The 17606-nt window shown below is 62.4% G+C and carries 16 protein-coding genes; 7 read left to right on the forward strand and 9 right to left on the reverse strand.

Features of this window, described 5'->3' with window-relative positions:
* Positions 1-9: 9 nt before the first annotated feature.
* The 7 genes from rimM to ileS all read right to left on the reverse strand — a co-directional run bounded on the left by rimM (position 10) and on the right by ileS (position 6877).
* On the reverse strand, positions 10-540 hold the full coding sequence (rimM, locus tag Q362_RS0109585) for a ribosome maturation factor RimM (RefSeq protein WP_028318512.1): 531 nt from the start codon (positions 538-540) through the stop codon (positions 10-12).
* A gap of 5 nt (positions 541-545) precedes the next feature.
* Complete coding sequence (locus Q362_RS0109590; RefSeq protein WP_028318513.1) at positions 546-776, reverse strand: KH domain-containing protein; 231 nt, start codon at positions 774-776, stop codon at positions 546-548.
* Complete coding sequence (gene rpsP / locus Q362_RS0109595) at positions 777-1034, reverse strand: 30S ribosomal protein S16 (protein WP_028318514.1); 258 nt, start codon at positions 1032-1034, stop codon at positions 777-779.
* Between the two features lie 72 nt (positions 1035-1106).
* Positions 1107-2456: a signal recognition particle protein gene (ffh, locus tag Q362_RS0109600; protein ID WP_028318515.1), complete on the reverse strand. Its 1350-nt coding sequence runs from the start codon at positions 2454-2456 to the stop codon at positions 1107-1109.
* Between the two features lie 149 nt (positions 2457-2605).
* A complete protein-coding gene (locus Q362_RS0109605; protein WP_028318516.1) occupies positions 2606-3553 on the reverse strand; it encodes an ACP S-malonyltransferase in 948 nt (315 codons plus the stop codon).
* A 38-nt stretch (positions 3554-3591) separates the two neighbouring features.
* A complete protein-coding gene (gene lspA / locus Q362_RS0109610) occupies positions 3592-4059 on the reverse strand; it encodes a signal peptidase II (RefSeq protein WP_028318517.1) in 468 nt (155 codons plus the stop codon).
* A gap of 10 nt (positions 4060-4069) precedes the next feature.
* Positions 4070-6877 (reverse strand): isoleucine--tRNA ligase, encoded by a 2808-nt coding sequence (ileS, locus tag Q362_RS0109615; RefSeq protein ID WP_028318518.1) that lies wholly within the window; start codon positions 6875-6877, stop codon positions 4070-4072.
* Between the two features lie 303 nt (positions 6878-7180).
* On the opposite strand from ileS, the gene Q362_RS20015 reads away from it, so the two are divergent.
* Entirely contained in the window at positions 7181-7711 is a 531-nt protein-coding gene (locus Q362_RS20015) for a TSCPD domain-containing protein (RefSeq protein ID WP_245590192.1), read from the forward strand.
* Positions 7712-7811: 100 nt separating this feature from the next.
* Here Q362_RS20015 and Q362_RS0109625 read toward each other — a convergent pair whose 3' ends face one another.
* Both Q362_RS0109625 and Q362_RS0109630 read right to left on the reverse strand, forming a co-directional pair.
* Positions 7812-8192: a thioesterase family protein gene (locus Q362_RS0109625; RefSeq protein ID WP_028318519.1), complete on the reverse strand. Its 381-nt coding sequence runs from the start codon at positions 8190-8192 to the stop codon at positions 7812-7814.
* Between the two features lie 189 nt (positions 8193-8381).
* Positions 8382-9470: a hypothetical protein gene (locus tag Q362_RS0109630; protein ID WP_028318520.1), complete on the reverse strand. Its 1089-nt coding sequence runs from the start codon at positions 9468-9470 to the stop codon at positions 8382-8384.
* Between the two features lie 342 nt (positions 9471-9812).
* Between Q362_RS0109630 and Q362_RS22245 the strand changes: the two genes are divergently transcribed.
* The 6 genes from Q362_RS22245 (at position 9813) to Q362_RS24255 (ending at position 16720) form a co-directional block, all read left to right on the forward strand.
* Positions 9813-10409: a TorD/DmsD family molecular chaperone gene (locus Q362_RS22245; RefSeq protein ID WP_169737399.1), complete on the forward strand. Its 597-nt coding sequence runs from the start codon at positions 9813-9815 to the stop codon at positions 10407-10409.
* Positions 10410-12620, forward strand: a complete 2211-nt coding sequence (locus tag Q362_RS0109645; RefSeq protein WP_028318522.1) for a molybdopterin-containing oxidoreductase family protein — start codon at positions 10410-10412, stop codon at positions 12618-12620.
* A 56-nt stretch (positions 12621-12676) separates the two neighbouring features.
* Positions 12677-13477 (forward strand): 4Fe-4S dicluster domain-containing protein, encoded by an 801-nt coding sequence (locus Q362_RS0109650; RefSeq protein ID WP_028318523.1) that lies wholly within the window; start codon positions 12677-12679, stop codon positions 13475-13477.
* Positions 13478-13686: 209 nt separating this feature from the next.
* Entirely contained in the window at positions 13687-14778 is a 1092-nt protein-coding gene (locus tag Q362_RS22250) for an OmpA/MotB family protein (RefSeq protein ID WP_051554020.1), read from the forward strand.
* A gap of 15 nt (positions 14779-14793) precedes the next feature.
* Positions 14794-15651 carry a motility protein A gene (locus Q362_RS0109660; protein WP_028318524.1) on the forward strand — a complete coding sequence of 286 codons (858 nt, stop codon included), beginning with the start codon at positions 14794-14796 and terminating at the stop codon, positions 15649-15651.
* Between the two features lie 148 nt (positions 15652-15799).
* Positions 15800-16720, forward strand: coding sequence for a pentapeptide repeat-containing protein (locus Q362_RS24255; RefSeq protein WP_211248475.1), 921 nt, complete (start codon positions 15800-15802; stop codon positions 16718-16720).
* Positions 16721-17606: the final 886 nt, after the last annotated feature.

A 17606-nucleotide genomic window follows, 5' to 3' on the forward strand; every position in this document is an offset into this window, starting at 1 on the left:
CGCCCGTCTTCAGCGGTTCATTTCCAGCAGACCGGGCGGCAGGTCGAGCACGACCTCGTCGTCATCAACGGCGGCAATGAAGGCCCGCACCGCCGGCACAAGGTATTCATTCTCGCCCTCCCGGATGACCAGCCGCTCCTGGCCGCCGCCGAGCAGTTCCCTGATGGTGCCGAGCACCCGGCCGTCCACGGTTCGGGCCCGTTTGTTCATCAGGGTATGCAGATACACTTCGTCGGGCCCGGCCGGCGGCAGGTCCGAGGCCGCCAGCCACAGATGCCAGCCCACCAGTTGCTCGGCCCGGTTGCGGTCCGTGCATCCGGGTACCTTGAGGATGATCAGTCGCCCGCTGACCCGGGCCCGGACATCCGTACATTCGATGACCTCGCCGTCCGCATCGGCGGCAAGATACATTCGCCGGTACCGGCAGAGATTGGCCGGCTGCTCCGTATGCGGACGAATCTTCAATTCGCCCCGGATCCCGTGCGGCCTGACCACCGTGCCGAGCAGGATGAACGCGCCACTCCGCCCGCCGGTCGGCACGGCCGCTACTCGACGATTTCCAGCCGGGCGCGCTTGCCGTCCCCGGCCATGGAGGCGGCCAGCACCGCCCGCATCGCCCTGGCGGTCCGCCCCTGTTTGCCGATCACCTTGCCCAGGTCCTCCTGGGCCACCCGCAATTCGACGGTGACGGTGTCGCCCTCTTCCTGCAGGTTCACCTCGATCCGATCGGGATGCTCCACCAGCCGACCGGCGATAAACGCCATCAGTTCCTTCATTTATGCTGCGGCAGCCGCACCGGTGCCGACCTTTCGGATCAGGCTCTCCACGGTTTCCGTCGGCTTGGCGCCCTTCTTCATCCAGTCGGCCAGCTTCTCATTGTCGATGGTGATGGCAGCCGGGTTCTGCATCGGGTCGTAGGTGCCGACGATGTCGAGGAACTTGCCGTCGCGCGGCGCCTCGCTGTCGGCGACGACGATGCGGTAAAACGGTTGTTTCTTCCTGCCCTTTCTGGTCAAACGAATACGAACTGCCATGGTATCCTCCGGTGGATATCGTCCCGGCGGCACGGACCGCCGGACGTTTTGAAGACGTATAAAGAGTATGTATTACCGCATGAGCCCCTTGGGGAGCTTGCGGCGCTTGCCGCCGCCCATGATGCCCTTGCCTTTCATGTTTTTCATCATTTTCAGCATCATGGCGTAACTTTTCAGCACCCGGTTCACGTCGGCCACCGCCGTCCCCGACCCCTTGGCGATCCGCAGCCGCCGGCTGGCGTCGATGATTCTGTGGTTGCGGCGCTCCTTCAGGGTCATGGAGCGGATGATGGCCTCGGTCTTGATCAGTTCTTTCTGGTCGGGCTTGGGCGCGTCCTTGATCTGCTTGAGCTTGTTGATCCCCGGGATCATGCCCATGATCTGCTCCAGGCTGCCCATTTTCTTGATCTGCTGGATCTGATCGAGGAAATCCTCCAGGGTGAAGGCATTCTTCTGGATCTTGCGGGCCAGTTGCTCGGCGTTCTTCTGGTCGACAACCGCCTCCGCCTTCTCGATCAGCGACAGAACGTCGCCCATGCCGAGGATGCGGGAGGCGGCGCGGTCGGGATGGAAGACCTCTAGGGCCTCGACCGACTCGCCGACGCCGACGAACTTGATCGGCTTGCCGGTGACCTTCTTCACCGACAGGGCCGCGCCGCCGCGGGCATCGCCCTCCATCTTGGTGAGGATGACGCCGGTGATCTCGAGTTCGCTGTTGAACTTTTCGGCCACGGTGACCGCGTCCTGGCCGGTCATGGCATCGGCGACGAACAGCACCTCAGACAGTGGCACCACCCGGCTGATCTCGCGCAACTCGGCCATGAGGGCATCGTCGACGTGGAGCCGGCCGGCGGTGTCGATGATCACCGTGTCGTAAGGGCCGGCGCTGGCCTCGACAAAGGCCTGGCGGGCGATATCCACCGGCTTCTGCTCGGTGGTGGACCCGAAAACCGGCACGCCGACCTGGCCGCCCAGGACATGCAACTGCTCGATGGCCGCGGGCCGGTAGACGTCGGCCGGAACCAGCAAGGGCGCGCGGCCTTTTTCCTTGAGCTGCCGCGCCAGCTTGGCGGCGGTGGTGGTCTTGCCCGAGCCCTGGAGACCGGCGAGCATAATGGTCACCGGCTGCTGGCCATCGAGCTTGAGCGGCTGGGCCTCGCTGCCGAGCAGTTCGACCAGGTGGTCGTGCACCACCTTGACCACCTGCTGGCCGGGCGAAAGGCTGGTCAGCACTTCCTTGCCGATGGCCTTGGCCGTGACCGCGGCGATGAATTCCCTGACAACGCCGAAATTGACATCCGCCTCGAGCAGCGCCGTGCGCACCTCGCCCATGGCCTCCTGAATGTTCTCTTCAGTCAGCCTGCCGTGGCCGCGCAGTTTCTTGAACGCGCTTTCGAGACGGTCGGTTAGATTCTCAAACATGGCTCTACACGGGATAATGGCGTGGCGGATGACCGTTCAGCAGCCTCGGCGGGCCGCCCTGCCGGCTCTCTGCACGGAAAATTGGGATACATACCCGACATACCCTCGCTTGTCAAGCAAGAAGGAAACCATGGTGGTCCGGGCGGTTATCAGCCGGCCACCATCTCGGCCACCCTGGCCAGCCCCTCGGGGGTGTCGGCCTGGACGCAGCTGATGGCGGCGTCTTTCGGCACTATTTTCCGCATCATCCCGGTGAGGACGTTCTTGGGACCCAACTCGACCATCACCTCGACGCCCTCGGCGATCATCCGCTCGACGATCGGCAGCCAGCGGACCCGGGAGGCGATCTGTTTGGCCATGATCGCCTTCATCCGGCCGGGATCGCGCTCCTCCTGACCGGTGACGTTGAACAGCACCGGCACCTCGGGCGGCTGGAAGGCGACGTTCGCCATGTAGGCGGCAAAATCGTCCACCGCGCCGGCCACCAGCGGGCTGTGGTTGGCGACGCTGACGTTGAGCGGGATGACCTTGCCCCCCTGGGCCGCACAGATCGCGCCCACGGCATCGAGCCCGGTGACGTCGCCCGAAAGGACGATCTGGGAGGCGGTATTGTGGTTGGCCACCACCGCCACGCCGGGGCCGCCATACCCGGCCAGGATCGCCTCGACCCGGTCGATGCCCAGGCCGACCACGGCGCGCATGCCGCCGGGATGCGCCGCCCCTTCCCGCTCCATCAACTGGCCGCGCCTGGTGACCAGGGCCAGGGTATCCTCCAGGGAAAGCACCCCGGCCCCATGGAGGGCGGAATACTCGCCGAGGCTGTGGCCGGCGAAAAAGGCGGGCGTGAAGCCGGGCAGCATTTTGAGCAACTGCTGCCAGCAGATCAGGTTGATCGCGGTGAGGGCCGGCTGGAGATAGAGCACCCGGGTGAGGTCCTCCAGAGGCCCCTGAAAGCACAGGCTGCGGATCGGAAAACCGGAGATGCGCTCGGCCAGAGCCATCAGGGCCACGGCCTCCGGATCCCGCTCGACGAAGGCCTGCCCCATGCCGATATATTGGGACCCCTGTCCCGGAAAGAGAATGGCTGTCTTTTTCATGGAAATACGAAACGATCAATTATGGTCTGTTCGCCGGCTCACTGCCGGTCGAACACAAGATTGTACACGATGAACAGAGTGACGCCGACGGTGATCGCGGAGTCGGCGACGTTGAAGGCCGGCCAGTGCGACTGGCCGAGGTAAAAATCCAGAAAATCGACCACGAATCCCCACCGGATCCGGTCGATCAGGTTGCCGATGGCCCCGCCCGCGATCAGGGCCAGGGCCGCGGCATACACCCGGCTGCGCCGACCGAAGCTGCGCTGGGCTATCCAGATGAACACCAGGGCGACGGAGGCGGCGGCAATGAAGAAAACCTGCCGCCACACCGCCGGCTGGCCGGCGAGCATGCCGAAAGCGGCGCCGTTGTTGGTCAGGTGGGTCAGGTTGAACAGGCCGGGAATGACCTCCCTGCTCTCATACAGGGCAAAATGGAGTAGAATCCAGGCCTTGCTCGCCTGATCGATACCCACCACCGCCAGAATGATGGCAAAAAAGAACACCATTGGCCCGGCCTCAGCCCGCCAATTGATGGACCACGGCAGCGCAACGGGCGCAGAGCGCCGGATGTGCCGCATCCTCGCCGACCGTGGGCGAGATGGTCCAGCAACGCTCGCATTTGGCTCCGGGCGCCGACCCGACCGCAATCCCGATGCCGGCCAATCCTTCCGCCTCGACAAAGGTCAGGTCGCCGTCTGCCTCGCCCGCCAGACGCAGGCCGGAGACGATGCACAGCTCGCGCAGACGCTCCAGGCTGTCGGCCACAAATCCCGCCCACTCGCCGTTTGCCCGCACAACCACCTCGGCATCGAGGGCCAGCCCGATGGTCTTGTCCTGGCGCGCCCCTTCCAGCACCTTGGTAATGGCGCCGCGCAGGGCGAGCAGACGGTTCCAGCGCTCGTCAAAGACCGCATCTTGCCCGATGTCGTCGGTCCCGGCGAAATCGGCGAAGAAGATGGAACGCGCCAGCGGGGCGTCCTCCGCCAGTTGGTGCAGATGCTCCCAGGCCTCGGCGGCGGTGAAGCAGAGAATCGGCGCCATCAGCCGCAACAGTCCGTCGAGAATCCGGTGGATGACCGTCTGCGCGGCGCGGCGCTCCGGACCGTTGGGCAGCGAGCAGTAGAGCCGGTCCTTGAGCACGTCCATGTAGAGGCTGGAGATGGTGGTGCCGCAGAAATTGTGCAGGCCGTGGTAGACGGCGTGGAACTCGTAGCGCTCGTACGACCGGACGACGCGCTCGCTCAGTTCGGCGAACCGGGCCAGGGCCCAGCGGTCGATCTCCTGAAGGTCCGCCGAGGCGACACTGTCCGTGGCCGGGTTGAAGTCGTAGAGGTTGCTCAAGAGAAAACGCAGGGTGTTGCGCATCTTGCGGTAGGCGTCGGAGACGTGCTTTAAGATTTCGTCCGAAACCTTGACGTCGTCCTGGTAGTTTTCGCTGGCCACCCACAATCGCAGCACCTCGGCGCCGTACTTGTCGATCACCTCCTGGGGTGCCACCACGTTGCCCACCGATTTGGACATCTTCTTGCCCTGGCCGTCGACCACGTAGCCGTGGGTGAGCACGCCACGGTAAGGGGCGCTGCCCCTGGTGCCTACGGCGGTGAGCAGGGCGGACTGGAACCAGCCGCGGTGTTGGTCGCTGCCCTCAAGATAAAGGTCCGCCGGCGCCCGCAGTTCGGGCCGCGCTTCGACCACCGCCGCGTGGCTCACCCCGGAATCGAACCAGACGTCGAGGATGTCCGACTCCTTGGCGAACTCGCGGCCGCCGCAGTTGCAGGCCACGCCCTCGGGAATGAAATCAACGGCCTCGTGCTTGAACCAGGCATCGGCCCCTTCCTTCAGGAACAACTCGTCGATCCGGTCGCAGACCGCCTGATTCTTCAGAATCTCGCCGCAGGCGGTGCAGGTGAGCACGGTCACCGGCACGCCCCAGGAACGCTGGCGCGACAGGCACCAGTCGGGCCGGGCCTCGACCATGCCGTAAATCCGCTGCTGGCCCCAGGCCGGGGTCCAGGCGACCTCGCCGATCGCGGCCAGGGCCCTGGCGCGCAGGTCGAGATTGTCCATGGCGATAAACCACTGGGCCGTGGCGCGGTACATCACCGGCTCCTTGCAGCGCCAGCAGTGGGGGTAACTATGCCGGATCGACGATTCCTTGACCAGGGAACCCTCGGCGGCCATGTCGGCGATGATCCGCCGGTTGACCTGGGGAACCCGCTCGCCCTGATAGCGGCCGGCTTCGGCGGTGTAACAGCCGGCGTCATCCACCGGCGACAGGATGTCGAGGCCATAACGCAGGCCGGTGAGGTAGTCGTCGGCGCCATGGCCGGGAGCGGTGTGGACGCAGCCGGTGCCCGCATCGGCGGTGACGTAATCGGCCAGCACCATCAGGGAATCGCGCTCCATGAAGGGATGGCGGCAGCGCTTACCCTCCAGGGCCGCGGCGGAGAAGGTGGCGATGATACTGTACTGTTCGATGCCGAACTGCTCCATGCAGGAAGCCACCAGTTCCTTGGCCAGAATCCAGGTCTCGTCGCCGACGGCCACCGCCGCGTACTCGAAGTTGGGATGGAAGGCGATGGCTAGGTTGGCCGGCAGGGTCCAGGGGGTGGTGGTCCAGATGAGCACCGACACCGTGCGGCCGGCCAACTCCGGCGCCACTGAACCGAGATCGTCGATCACCGGAAACTTGACGTAGACCGAGGGCGAGGTGTGATCGGCGTAGTCGACCTCGGCCTCGGCCAGGGCCGTGCCGCAGGTGGCGCACCAGTAGACCGGTTTCTTCGAGCGGACCACCGCACCGGAAAGGAGAAACGTGTTGAACTCCCTGGCGATGGTCGCCTCGTAAGGGTAGTTCATGGTCAGGTAGGGATTGTCCCAGTCGCCGAGGACCCCCAGCCGCTTGAACTGCTCGCGCTGGCTCTTGATCCATTTCTCGGCGTACCTGCGGCAGGCGGAGCGTTTGCCCAGGGTGGAGATGGTCTGTTTTTTCTCGCCCAGCTCCAAGTCGACATTGTGCTCGATGGGCAGGCCGTGGCAGTCCCAGCCGGGGATGTAGGGGGCGTTGAATCCAGCCATCCGCCTGGAGCGGAGAATGATGTCCTTCAAAATCTTGTTCAGGGCATGGCCGATATGGATGTTGCCGTTGGCATAGGGCGGGCCGTCGTGGAGCACGAACAGCGGCCGGCCGGCGGCTGCTTCCTGAATCTGCCCGTACAGGTTTTCCTTGTCCCAGCGCTTGAGTACCATGGGCTCGCGCTGGGTGAGGTTGGCCTTCATCTTGAATTTGGTCTGCGGCAGGTTCAGTGTTTCCCTGTAATCCATGGTTGTTCCTGATCGGGCAAAAGAAAAATGGCCGGGAAGCCGGATTGTTTGCAAAGTGAAAGATTGTACCAATCCCGCTTGAGAGTGCAAGGGAAAAGGCGGCCGGGCCGGCGCCTGCCCGGAAGAGGAGTGGAGGTTTTCAGGGGATTTCGGGACGGCGCGGCCCGCTTTTCAGGAGGGGCAAATCGGGCCGACATCCCTGCTTGTCTTTTTCTGCCGTCGGTGTATTGTCCGGATATGGCGTCGGGCCGGCAGGAGCGGCGGCCCCGCCCGAATCGATCCTCAACCACCTGGAGTTGCACCGTGAATGCCGAGCATACCCCCTCTTTCTGTGTGATCTGCAACCAGCACGAAACCCCAGCCGGCGCAGCCGAGGAACTGTGCCCCTCCTGCGAAGCCCTTGCCCGCGCCGTGCAGGAACAACCCGAGGCGGTGCGGCAACTCTGGCTGCGCTATCAGAACGAACCGATCTTCCCCGAGGCGATCCCGCGGACCATCGAAAGCGAGGCCGAACTGCCGGAGGTGCTTGACGGCAAACGCTACCGGACCATCGACCGCGATCGCAACAAATGGTACCTTTCGGTGAGCGAGGTCAACGGCAAGCCGGTGGAAATCTTCGCCTCGACCGCCTTTGACCGCGACCACGAACTCCAGGCCCGCATCGCCAACCTGACCACCATCACCCGGCTGATTTCGCTCCTGCTCCGGCACATCTTCCTCGGCGAACCGCTCACCTTCGACAAGTGCCTCAAGCAGATCCAGCGCAGCTCCCGCCAGAAAAACGACCTGCCCGACATGCTCTACGGCGTGCTCAACCGTTACAAGACAGAGTAGATTCCGCTAGAAACGGCCAAGACGGGCACGGCGCACGTCGCGGCGCCTGCGCGGGTGTCTGCTCCCCGAGAACCGGGCAGACGGACAACCGCTCCGTGTCCTACACTTTCTCCATGAACTTTTTGGTATCGATGACGAAGCGCTCGTGCCGGCCCCGGCCGATCTCGCCCTTTTCGTCATGGGCCGCCACCTCGAACACCAGCCGGCGGCGGTCGACCTCGACCAGGGTCGACTCGCAGGTGACCCGCCTGCCGACCGGCGTGGCCTTGCTGTGAGTGATATCCACCTTGATGCCTACCGTACCGAACCCTTCGGGTAGATAGGGGAGCACCGAGGTGAGGCAGGTCTTCTCCATCAGGGCGACCATGGCCGGGGTCGCGAACACCTCGACCAAGCCGCTGCCGTAGCGGGCGGCGGTCGTCTCAGCGGTAACCATCTGTTCTTCCTTGCCCCTGACTCCCGTGGGGATCTGGATCTCCATGCCCGTTCTCCTTGCCGCTGCGCCCGGCCGTTGCCCTTCGATCGTCCCGACCGGGCCACTGTGGCCTCGGAGGAAAAATCGATAAATATTCGTGAATTTAGGCTTATAACAGCGAAAAGTCGGCCCGTCAAGGGACAAGCCGCCCGGTTTGGGGCGGTCTTCGGCCGTCTATGGGGAGCGGAACCCGGTTCAGGCGACCAGATCCAGTTGCTGCATGGTACCCGCGCCACCTTTCTCGAACAGAAACAGGCCGGTGGCCCTGACCTGCCCTTGCAGCGCGTTGTCGCTGTCCTTGACGCTGAACGGGGTCTCAACCCGGCCAAGAGAGATGGCGCCGACTCCCTGTTCGGCCAGGGTCAGCAATTTGTCCTCGCCCGCGGCATTTTTCACCCAGATCCGCAGGCGGGAGAAGATGGCATCGTTCTCGTCGATCCAGCCGTTGCCGTCGCTGTCGTAGGCGGCCAACTCGCCGAACCCGTCGCCGCTTTTGGCGCCGAACAGCTCGTTGCCGTTGTTGATCACGCCGTCATTGTTGGCATCCAGGGCCAGAAAGCCGGAACCGGGACCGACAAAGGCGATCTGGTTGTCGACCCCGTCGGCATCAATGTCGAAGCTGAAGGTTTCCTGGGTCAGCTGGGCGGCGGTGCCGTCAAAATTGATCACCAGCGGATCCTTGAGCGCCGCCTCACCAATCCGGAAGCTCTCGTCCAGCGTCGAGGTGAAGCTCCGGCTCATGGTCAGCTCGATGCCGATCTCGATCTGCTGGCCGTCGGCGGTCACCACCACCCCCTGGGCCGTGAAACTGGTGGTCTCGGATTCGTGGTAGGTTTCATGGCGTTCGTACTGCACGCCCCAGCCCGGGGCAAGCTGGCCGATTTGTTCCTCCCGGACCGGTACCTGTTCCTGGCTGGCCTGCCCTGCCGGCGGCGCCTCGGTCAACCTGAATTTCCGGCCGGTGAGCCGTTCGAACAGGGCTCTGAGGATGCGCAGGTTCAGGTCGGTCATCATTTCGTCCGGGTCGCCCGTGCCATCGGTTCCGGACGATGCCGGCACCACGGCGGTCCGCTGCTGCTTGGCCGCTTCGGACAGCGACACCTTGGCCGCCTCCTGGGCGAGCTGCTCGGCCTGCTGTTTGAGGGTATCGTCCGAGCCGTCCCGGCGTTCGGCACGGACGGATTCCCTGCCGGGCCGCCACACGGTGAGCGACTCCTGGCGTTCGGAATATTCGACGGCGGTTCGTGAACTGGCGAGCTGAATGGCTGATTGTGCGATCTTCATGATTCCCTTCCCTGGTTCTCATTGACGATGGTGACGGGATACACGCGGCGCCGACCCTCATCCGTGAGCAGGCACCTCTCCCTTTTCGTCGTATCGGCCGCCCGCGATGAAATCTTTAGCAGGAAGTACAGGCATCTTGTACGATCTTGTACAAAAAAAAATTGTATGCTACAGTGTGCAGATTGAGGCATGAGAGAGTCAAGCAGGTCAGCCGCGAAAAAGCGGCTTTTCGCGTGCAGTTGCCTTTCGCGGCGGAGCCTCCCCAACCAATTTCCCTGACCACCAGCCAAGGTCGCGTTGATCGTCCGTCCCGATTTGCCGGCCCCACATTGTTCCATGTCCGTGCACAGCTTATCCCGCGACCAGGACGACGCCTCAGCGACCGAAGCCGCCACCCTCAGCTCTCTCTATTCCTTTCTGGCGCTGACCATGCGCTATCCCGACCCCGCCTTTTGCACCGAACCGTTTTTCGATGCCTTTGAATCGCTGCTCGCCTCCCTCGATTGGCCGTCCGAGCTTGCGGCAGTGCGGGCATGGCGGGAGTGGACCCCCGACCCGCTCGACGATCTGCGCACCGCGTATACCGGGCTGTTCATCACCGCCGCACCCGGGACCACGATTCCCCCCTATGCCTCGATCTATCTCGACGGCGACGGCACCCTGTACGGCCGGACCACCGAGCGGACCAGGGCTTTCTACCGTGAGCGGGGGTTCGATCTGACCGACGAGACCGAACCCGCGGATCATATCCGATTTGAACTCGAATTTTTGGCTGCATTGGCCGGTGAAGCCAGGTTTGACGACGAAGAACGTTTTCTCCAAACCCTCTTTCGGCCGTGGTTTGTCCGATTTCAGGAAAAAAGCATGCAGGAAGCTCGACATCCGTTTTATCGGGTGTCGATACAGTTAATCGATTTCTTCACCAAGGAGGAACAGTAAATGGCAATGAACCTTACCAGGCGGACCTTCCTCAAGGCCGCCTCGATTGCCGCTGCTTCCGTGCCGCTGTCCAAAGTGACGGCAAAAGCGGAATCAGGAGTTGTCAAAACCCCCCTGGTCACTCCAGGGAGCTTCAAGGATACCCAAACCGCGGTCGGCGGGGTGTGCGAGATGTGTTTCTGGCGGTGCCAACTGGTCGGCAAGATCCGCGATGGCCGGCTGGTCAAGCTCGAAGGCAACCCGAAATCCATCGACAACGGCGTGTCCATCTGCGCCCGCGGCAATGCCGGCGTCAAGCTGCTCTACGATCCGGACCGCCTCAAATACCCGCTGAAGAACGTGGGCAAGCGCGGCGCGCCCAAATGGCAGCGCATCTCCTGGAAAGAAGCCCTCGACACCTGCGGCAGCAAGCTGAAGGCCATTGTCGACCAACACGGCGCCAAGGGCATCGCCATGTTTCCACACGGTTCCACCGCCACCTATCCCATGGGGTTCTTCGAAAAAACCATGGGCACCCACAACGTCTCCGAGGCCTCGTTCTTCCAGTGCCGCGGCATCCGCGACACCGCCTACCTGGCCACCATCGAACTGGCGCCCAACGAGAATGTCGACATGGCCAACGCCAAGGTCATCTTCCTCATCGGCTGCCATTTCGGTGAGAACATCCATGTTTCCCACGTCAAGCAGTATCTCAAGGGGCTTGAAAACGGTGCCAAGCTGGTCGTGGTCGATCCCCGCTATTCGGCTTCCGCGGCCAAATCGCACATCTGGGTGCAGATCCGCCCCGGGACCGACACCGCCTTTTTGCTGGCGATCATGAATTATTTGATCCAGAACAAGAAGTTCAACGTCGATTTCGTCGAGGAATACGGCGAAGGCTTCGACAAGATGGCCGAGGGCATCAAGCAGTGGACCCTGGAGAAGGCCGCCCAGGAATGCGACGTGCCCGCCGCCCAGATCAAGGAAGTGGCCGAGCTGCTGGCCGCCAACATGCCCAACGTCTCCATCCATCCCGGCCGGCACGTGTCCTGGAACGGCAACGATTTCCAACGCCAGCGCGCCCTGGCCTGTCTCACCGGCCTGCTCGGCGCCTTCGGGGTCAAGGGCGGCTTCGTCCAGCCCATCGGCCCGAAAGGATTGGGCAAGTATTCCTGGCCCAAGGGCGAGAGCCATGACGAGAGCCTGCGGGAGATGGCCGATCTCTATCACTACTCGCCCCCCGGCACCCCCACCGACCTGATCCGCGACACCGCCATCACCGGCAAGCCGTATCCGATCAAGGGTTGCGTCATCTGGGGCCAGAACCCGATCCAGACCATCCCCAACCAGGAAAAGACGATCAAGATGCTGGAGCAGATGGACTTCGTCATGTGCGTCGATGTCATGCCCACCGACATCACCATGTATGCCGACATCCTCCTGCCCGACTGCTCGTACCTGGAACGCTACGACCTGGTCAAGACCGGCACCCAGTGGGATCTCGCCGAGGAGCACCGCCAGTACATCGCCCCGCGCATGCCCCTGGTGGCGCCCGGTTTCGAACGCAAGGACAGCGTCTACATCACCAACGAGATCGCCAAGCGCATGGGCTACGGCGACAAGATCCCGATTCAGACCCAGGAGGAAGGCGTCAACAAGGTGCTGGCCGGTGTCCAGTTGTCCATCGACAAGATCAAGGCCGAGGACGGCATCCACATCCAACCCGGCAAGAATCCGTACGGCGAGATGGATCTGACCGTGCATTTTCACAACGAGGAGATGGAAGACCACGGTTATCCCGGCATTCCCACCTACATCCCGGTGGAGCGTCCCCCCGAGGGCTATTACCGCCTGCTCTACGGCCGGTCGCCGGTCCACACCTTCAACCGCAGCCAGAACAACGCCTGGCTGATGGCGGAGAACAGCGACAACCCGGTGTGGGTCAACGACAAACTGGCCGCCAGGCTCGGTCTCAAGGAAGGGGACACCGTGTCCCTGGTCAACCAGGACGGCGTCACGTCGCGCACCACCACCACGGTCAAGGTCACGCCGGGCATCCGCCAGGATTGCGTCTACATGTACCACGGCTTCGGTTCGATGAACCCGGAACTGACCATCGGCCACGACAAGGGCATCGACGACCAGAGCCTGATCACCAAACTGGCGGTCGATCCGGAAACCGGCGCCCACGGCATGCGCAACAACTTCGTCAAATTCGTGAAAGTCAGCTGACCGTGGGCCGCATCCCGCATTCGTCAGACACGATTTACCTCTGAAGGAGAGTCCCTATGCAATATGGCATGATCATCGATGTCGACAGGTGCGTGGGCTGCCATGCCTGCGTCATCGCCTGCAAGGCCGAGTGGGAAGTGCCCGCTCAATACAACCGCAACTGGGTGCATCGCCTGGGCCCGGCCATCACCTCCACCGGCATGGCCGCCACCTACTATCCCGGCCTGTGCAACCACTGCAAAACCCCGTCCTGCGTGCCGGTCTGCCCGGCGGAGAAGGTCAGCGTCACCTTCAAGGACAAGAAGACTGGCAAGACCGTGACCATGGAAGTGGCCGCCACCTGGAAGGATCCGTTCAACGGCACCGTGCAGGTCGACCGCGAACGGTGCATCGGCTGCGGCGCCTGCCGCGATGCCTGCCCCTACGGCGCCCGCTATGTCGACGAAGATCTCAAGGACGACGGCAGCCTCGGCAAGGTGGACAAGTGCACCTACTGCATGCCGCGCGTGGCCGAGGGGCTGGAACCGGCCTGCGTGCAGACCTGCCTGGCCCGAGCCCGCATCTTCGGCGATCTCGACGATCCCAAGTCGGAAGTGGCGCAGTATGTGAAGAAAGGCGCGGTGGGCCTGACCTCCAAGGCGGTCCAGATCGGCCCCAACGGCATGTACTACGGCAGCAAGAAGGGCGACATGGAACTGCTGATGAAGGCGGCGCCGCAGGAGATGCCCACGGTTTCGTTGCGTCGCGGCCTCCTGACCCGGATGTCGCTCACCGCCAAAAATCAGGTCAAGGAGATCGGACTCCTGGGCCTGGCCGGCACGCTGCTGGTCAAATCCCTCCAGGAAGAAGAAAAGTAGGATTCACCCTTCTTCCAGCAAGGCCTCCGTTCCCCTGCCGTCTTTATGGACGGCAGGGGATTTTTTTTGAAAAAGCGCTTGGCCGGGCGGGAAGAAGAGGCACGGCAAACGCTGGCTTTTTTTCGGCAGTCTGCTACAATACGGCGGTCACGTCCAAAAAAACCGTGCAATTCCCTTTTGTTCCGGTTCAAGGCAGCCGAAAGACGAGTATGGAAGAGACACCCCGCACCGCCCCCGTACCGGACGAAGCGCAGAAAACGGCCGTGCCGGCGCCCCCTGGGCCCGCACCCCTGCCGCCGGCCCTCCTGCCGGAATGGCGGCAGTCCTCCCAACCGGTCTTCGTGATCGAGGATTCCTTCTACCGCTCGCGGACCCCGCCCCGGCCGGTCCACTGGTCCATCGCCTGGTCGGATCTGATGATGACCATGTTCATCCTCTTTCTCACCCTCTTCGCCCATCTGCACACCCACCAGGAAATCCGCGCCCACGGCGCGCCGAACAAGGTCGCCGACGAAACCATCCCGGTCAATGCCGGCTCGACCGCATCCTCGCTGATCTTCCACCCCATTTCCCAGGACATCTCCCTCAAAACCGGGGACAAATTGCAGGAAACCGCGCTGCCGAAGGATGCATTGCCGGGTGCGGACGTCCTCATCCGCCACCAGGCGACGGAGGTCCCTCCGCCCCCCGAGCCGCTGGACCCGATTCCGGAAGTCGGCCGACAGCAGCCACAGCCGTCTCCCTCCCCTGTCGAAGCAACGGCCGCACCCACGGCACCGACGCCACCCACCGACCTGCAACAGCGGGAAGAGGTGATCACCAAGATCTACGACCTGTCCAAGCACGCCCTGGAGAGCGAACAACTGGAGCGGTTCGCCTCGGTGGAACTGATTCCCGACAAGACCATGCGCATCATCCTCACCGGTGACCTGCTCTTCGACTCCGGCCAGACGGAACTGACCCGCAGCGCCATCGATTCGCTGAAAAAACTCTCCGGGATCATCAAAAAAACGCCCTACATGATCAACGTGATCGGCCATACCGACGACCGGCCGGTGAAGACCTCCCGTTTTCCCTCCAACTGGGAACTGTCGCTGGCACGGGCCGGTCGGGTGGCCCGCTTCCTCATCGAGGAAACCGGGCTGCCGGCCACCCAGTTCAGCGTGTCCGGCTACAGCTCGTTCAGGCCGATCCAGCCCAACACCAGCGAGGAAAACCGCAAGGCCAACCGGCGGGTGGAGATCGTCCTGTCCAAGGAATTGCCGCAGGTCGAAGCGGCCACGCCCACCAATCTTCAATAACCTGGTCCTTCCGCCATGCAACGACGCAACCTCATCGGCCTCACCCTTTGCGGCCTCCTTTTTCTGGGCGGTTTCCTCTTCAAGGGCAATCTGAGCTTCTACTTCAACATCGCCAGCCTGATGATCGTGGCCGGCGGCAGCGCCACCGCCGCCCTGCTCAGTTTTCAGCTGGAGCGGCTGCGCATCGTGCTGCGGGTCGTCCGGTCCTCCTATGGCAGTCGCTTGAAATCCGAGGCCGAGATTGTCGACATCCTCATCAACCTAGCGATCAAATCCCGGATGGAGGGCATCCTTTCCCTGCAAAAGGACGAGGACCAGACCTCGATCCTTTTTCTCCGCCGGGGGCTGGGCTGCCTGGTGGACAACTACGAGCCGCAGCAGATCCGCGACATCCTCAACACCGAGATGTATTTCTTCAAGCTGCGGCGCGAGGACAGCGAGCGGGTACTGCGGACCATCGCCGACTTCTGCCCGGCCTTCGGCATCGTCGGCTCGGTGGCCGGACTCATTCCGATGCTGGCGGGCATCGACGACACCGGCATCATCCTCAAGACCGTGCCCCTGGCCCTGACCTCCATCCTTTACGGCCTGATCTTCGCCAATTTCTTCTTCATCCCCTTTGCCGCCAACCTGCGCGAGCGCACCAACCAGGAACTGCTCCTCCAGAAGATCATCATGGAGGGCATTCTCGCCATCCAGGGCGAGATGAACCCCACCGTGCTCCGCACCAAGCTCCTCTCCTTCCTCACCCCTTCGGACCGCCAGGCCGATCTGGTGCCGCTCTCCCGCATCCAGGAACGGTTTCACATCCGGCTCGACGATCGCACCGATTTCGACGACCTCGATGACCGTCCCGGACCGGCGGTCTCCTGACCCTTTTCTTTAAGAACCATTCCCGCAAAACAGAGATGCAAAAAGCGATGGGTGGTGTAGTATACGGCTCGCCCCCATCGCCGTACCGCCCCAGCGCTTTTCAAGTAACTTTTTGTTATCGTTAAAAAAAGATACAAAGAGGCCCTCCATGCGATTATTGCTTTTCCCTGGACTTTTGTGCTGCGCCCTGCTTTGGGGCTGCGGGCCCGCCACGGTGGCTTCGCTGGTCAGGGAACAGGGTGCTGAGCAGGTGGCCGGCCGCGACGTGCTGCAGTTGGTTCAGGGCAACACCCTGTACCTCCACGCCTTTGACGAGGACGTGCGGCTCTACTTCGATCCCTCGGGCAAGGTGTTCGGCAGGGGCACCGGCACCGAAAAAGACAGGGGCAGTTGGGATGTCAGTGACAAGGACGAACTCTGTTTCCGCATGAACAAATGGTGGTATGGCGATCTGCGCTGCTTCACGGTTTATCACGTCGGCGACCGGGACAAGGTGCGGCTGGCCACCGCCAACGGGGTGCTCCACTATACGGCCGAGCAGGAATCCGGCGACAGCAAGGGGCTTGCCGCTACCGGCGAGCGGAAAAAAAAGAGCCTGCGGCGGCAGGTCCGGGACGAGCAAAACGGCCAGAGCCCGGACCTGGCCCCCGATGCCCCGACGCGGCAGGCAAAGCCACCAGCCCTGATCGAAGATCGTCCGCACACCGACAACACCGGCAAGGACACTGGCGTCACCATCGAATACATGGCCCGGGATTGTCCGGGCTGCAAGCTCGCCGGGGCCGATCTCGGGCGGACGGATTTGATCAACGCCAAACTAGACGGGGCCGATCTGCATGGTGCCAACCTGAGCATGGCCAACTTGCGCCGCGCCGACCTGCAGAAGGCCGATCTGCGCGAAGCGGTGCTGACCTATGCCAACCTGCCCGGCGCCGACCTGCGCGGAGCCGATTTGCGCGGAGCCAAGCTCAAGGGCGCCAACCTGATCAAGGCCGACCTCACGGGTGCCAAGCTGGAAGGGGCAGATTTGACCGAAGTGCTCAAGGACGGGGCTAAGGGGTTGAAGTAGGGGTTTTTAGCTGATTAGTCTTTTAGACTGTTAGGTCAACAGGTTGGGAACGCATTGAGACGCTCCTGCGTCTGAAATGAACGAAAAAAGCGTATGCCACAGCCTCAGCCAGAACAATGAGCACTCTTCATGCGCACAGAATTATCTCGGATAATCAGTCCTTTTTTCTATTCATCCAGGGTGTTGAACGAAATTGGACGCGGGAGCGTCCAGGGTTTCGTTCCCACGCTGGAGCGTGGGAACGATCAAAATTCGGCCGACGAGCGAAACAGCAGAAGCCGCTCGCCCCGCCCAGCGTTCTTTTGTGTGCAAAGAGGATTGTTCGGGGACGGTGGGTGCCCTTACCGCTGAGCCGGACGGCGGGGTGCGGAACCGGAGCGAAGGGGCGAACTGTCCGAGCGCAGCGAGTTTTCGCCCCGCCGGTTCCGGACCTCGCCGAACGGGGTCGTCTCAGCGGTCGGGCTGCCCTTTCTTTTGATTCTTTTCTTTGGGCACGCAAAGAAAAGAATGCCCCTCCCGCAGGGAGACAGAAGATGGAAATTCGTGCAAGTTTGGAGAATATCAGAGAGAAATTCGAGTTGCTGGTGGGCATAACACAGCCGTGCCCACACTTTACACGGCTTGGTTCCCATGCTGGAACATGGGAACAATCAAATTTGCAAAATAAGGTTCTCAAATGAGCAATGAAGTTTTGGAATTTGCGGAAGCGATAGGGGCAAAGGATTTAAAACAGATTCTTCAGGGTACCGCCCTAGTTCAGTGAAAAAACATCTACAAAATCAACGCAAAGTTAAAATCAACATATTGAAATTTCAGTAAAAATATTGCAATATCCGCCTGTCCTAAAAACTCACTTGGCAGGTGAAATTATGAAGCGGTTTATCCT

The organism is Desulfobulbus elongatus DSM 2908, assembly GCF_000621145.1.
Taxonomy (GTDB): domain Bacteria; phylum Desulfobacterota; class Desulfobulbia; order Desulfobulbales; family Desulfobulbaceae; genus Desulfobulbus; species Desulfobulbus elongatus.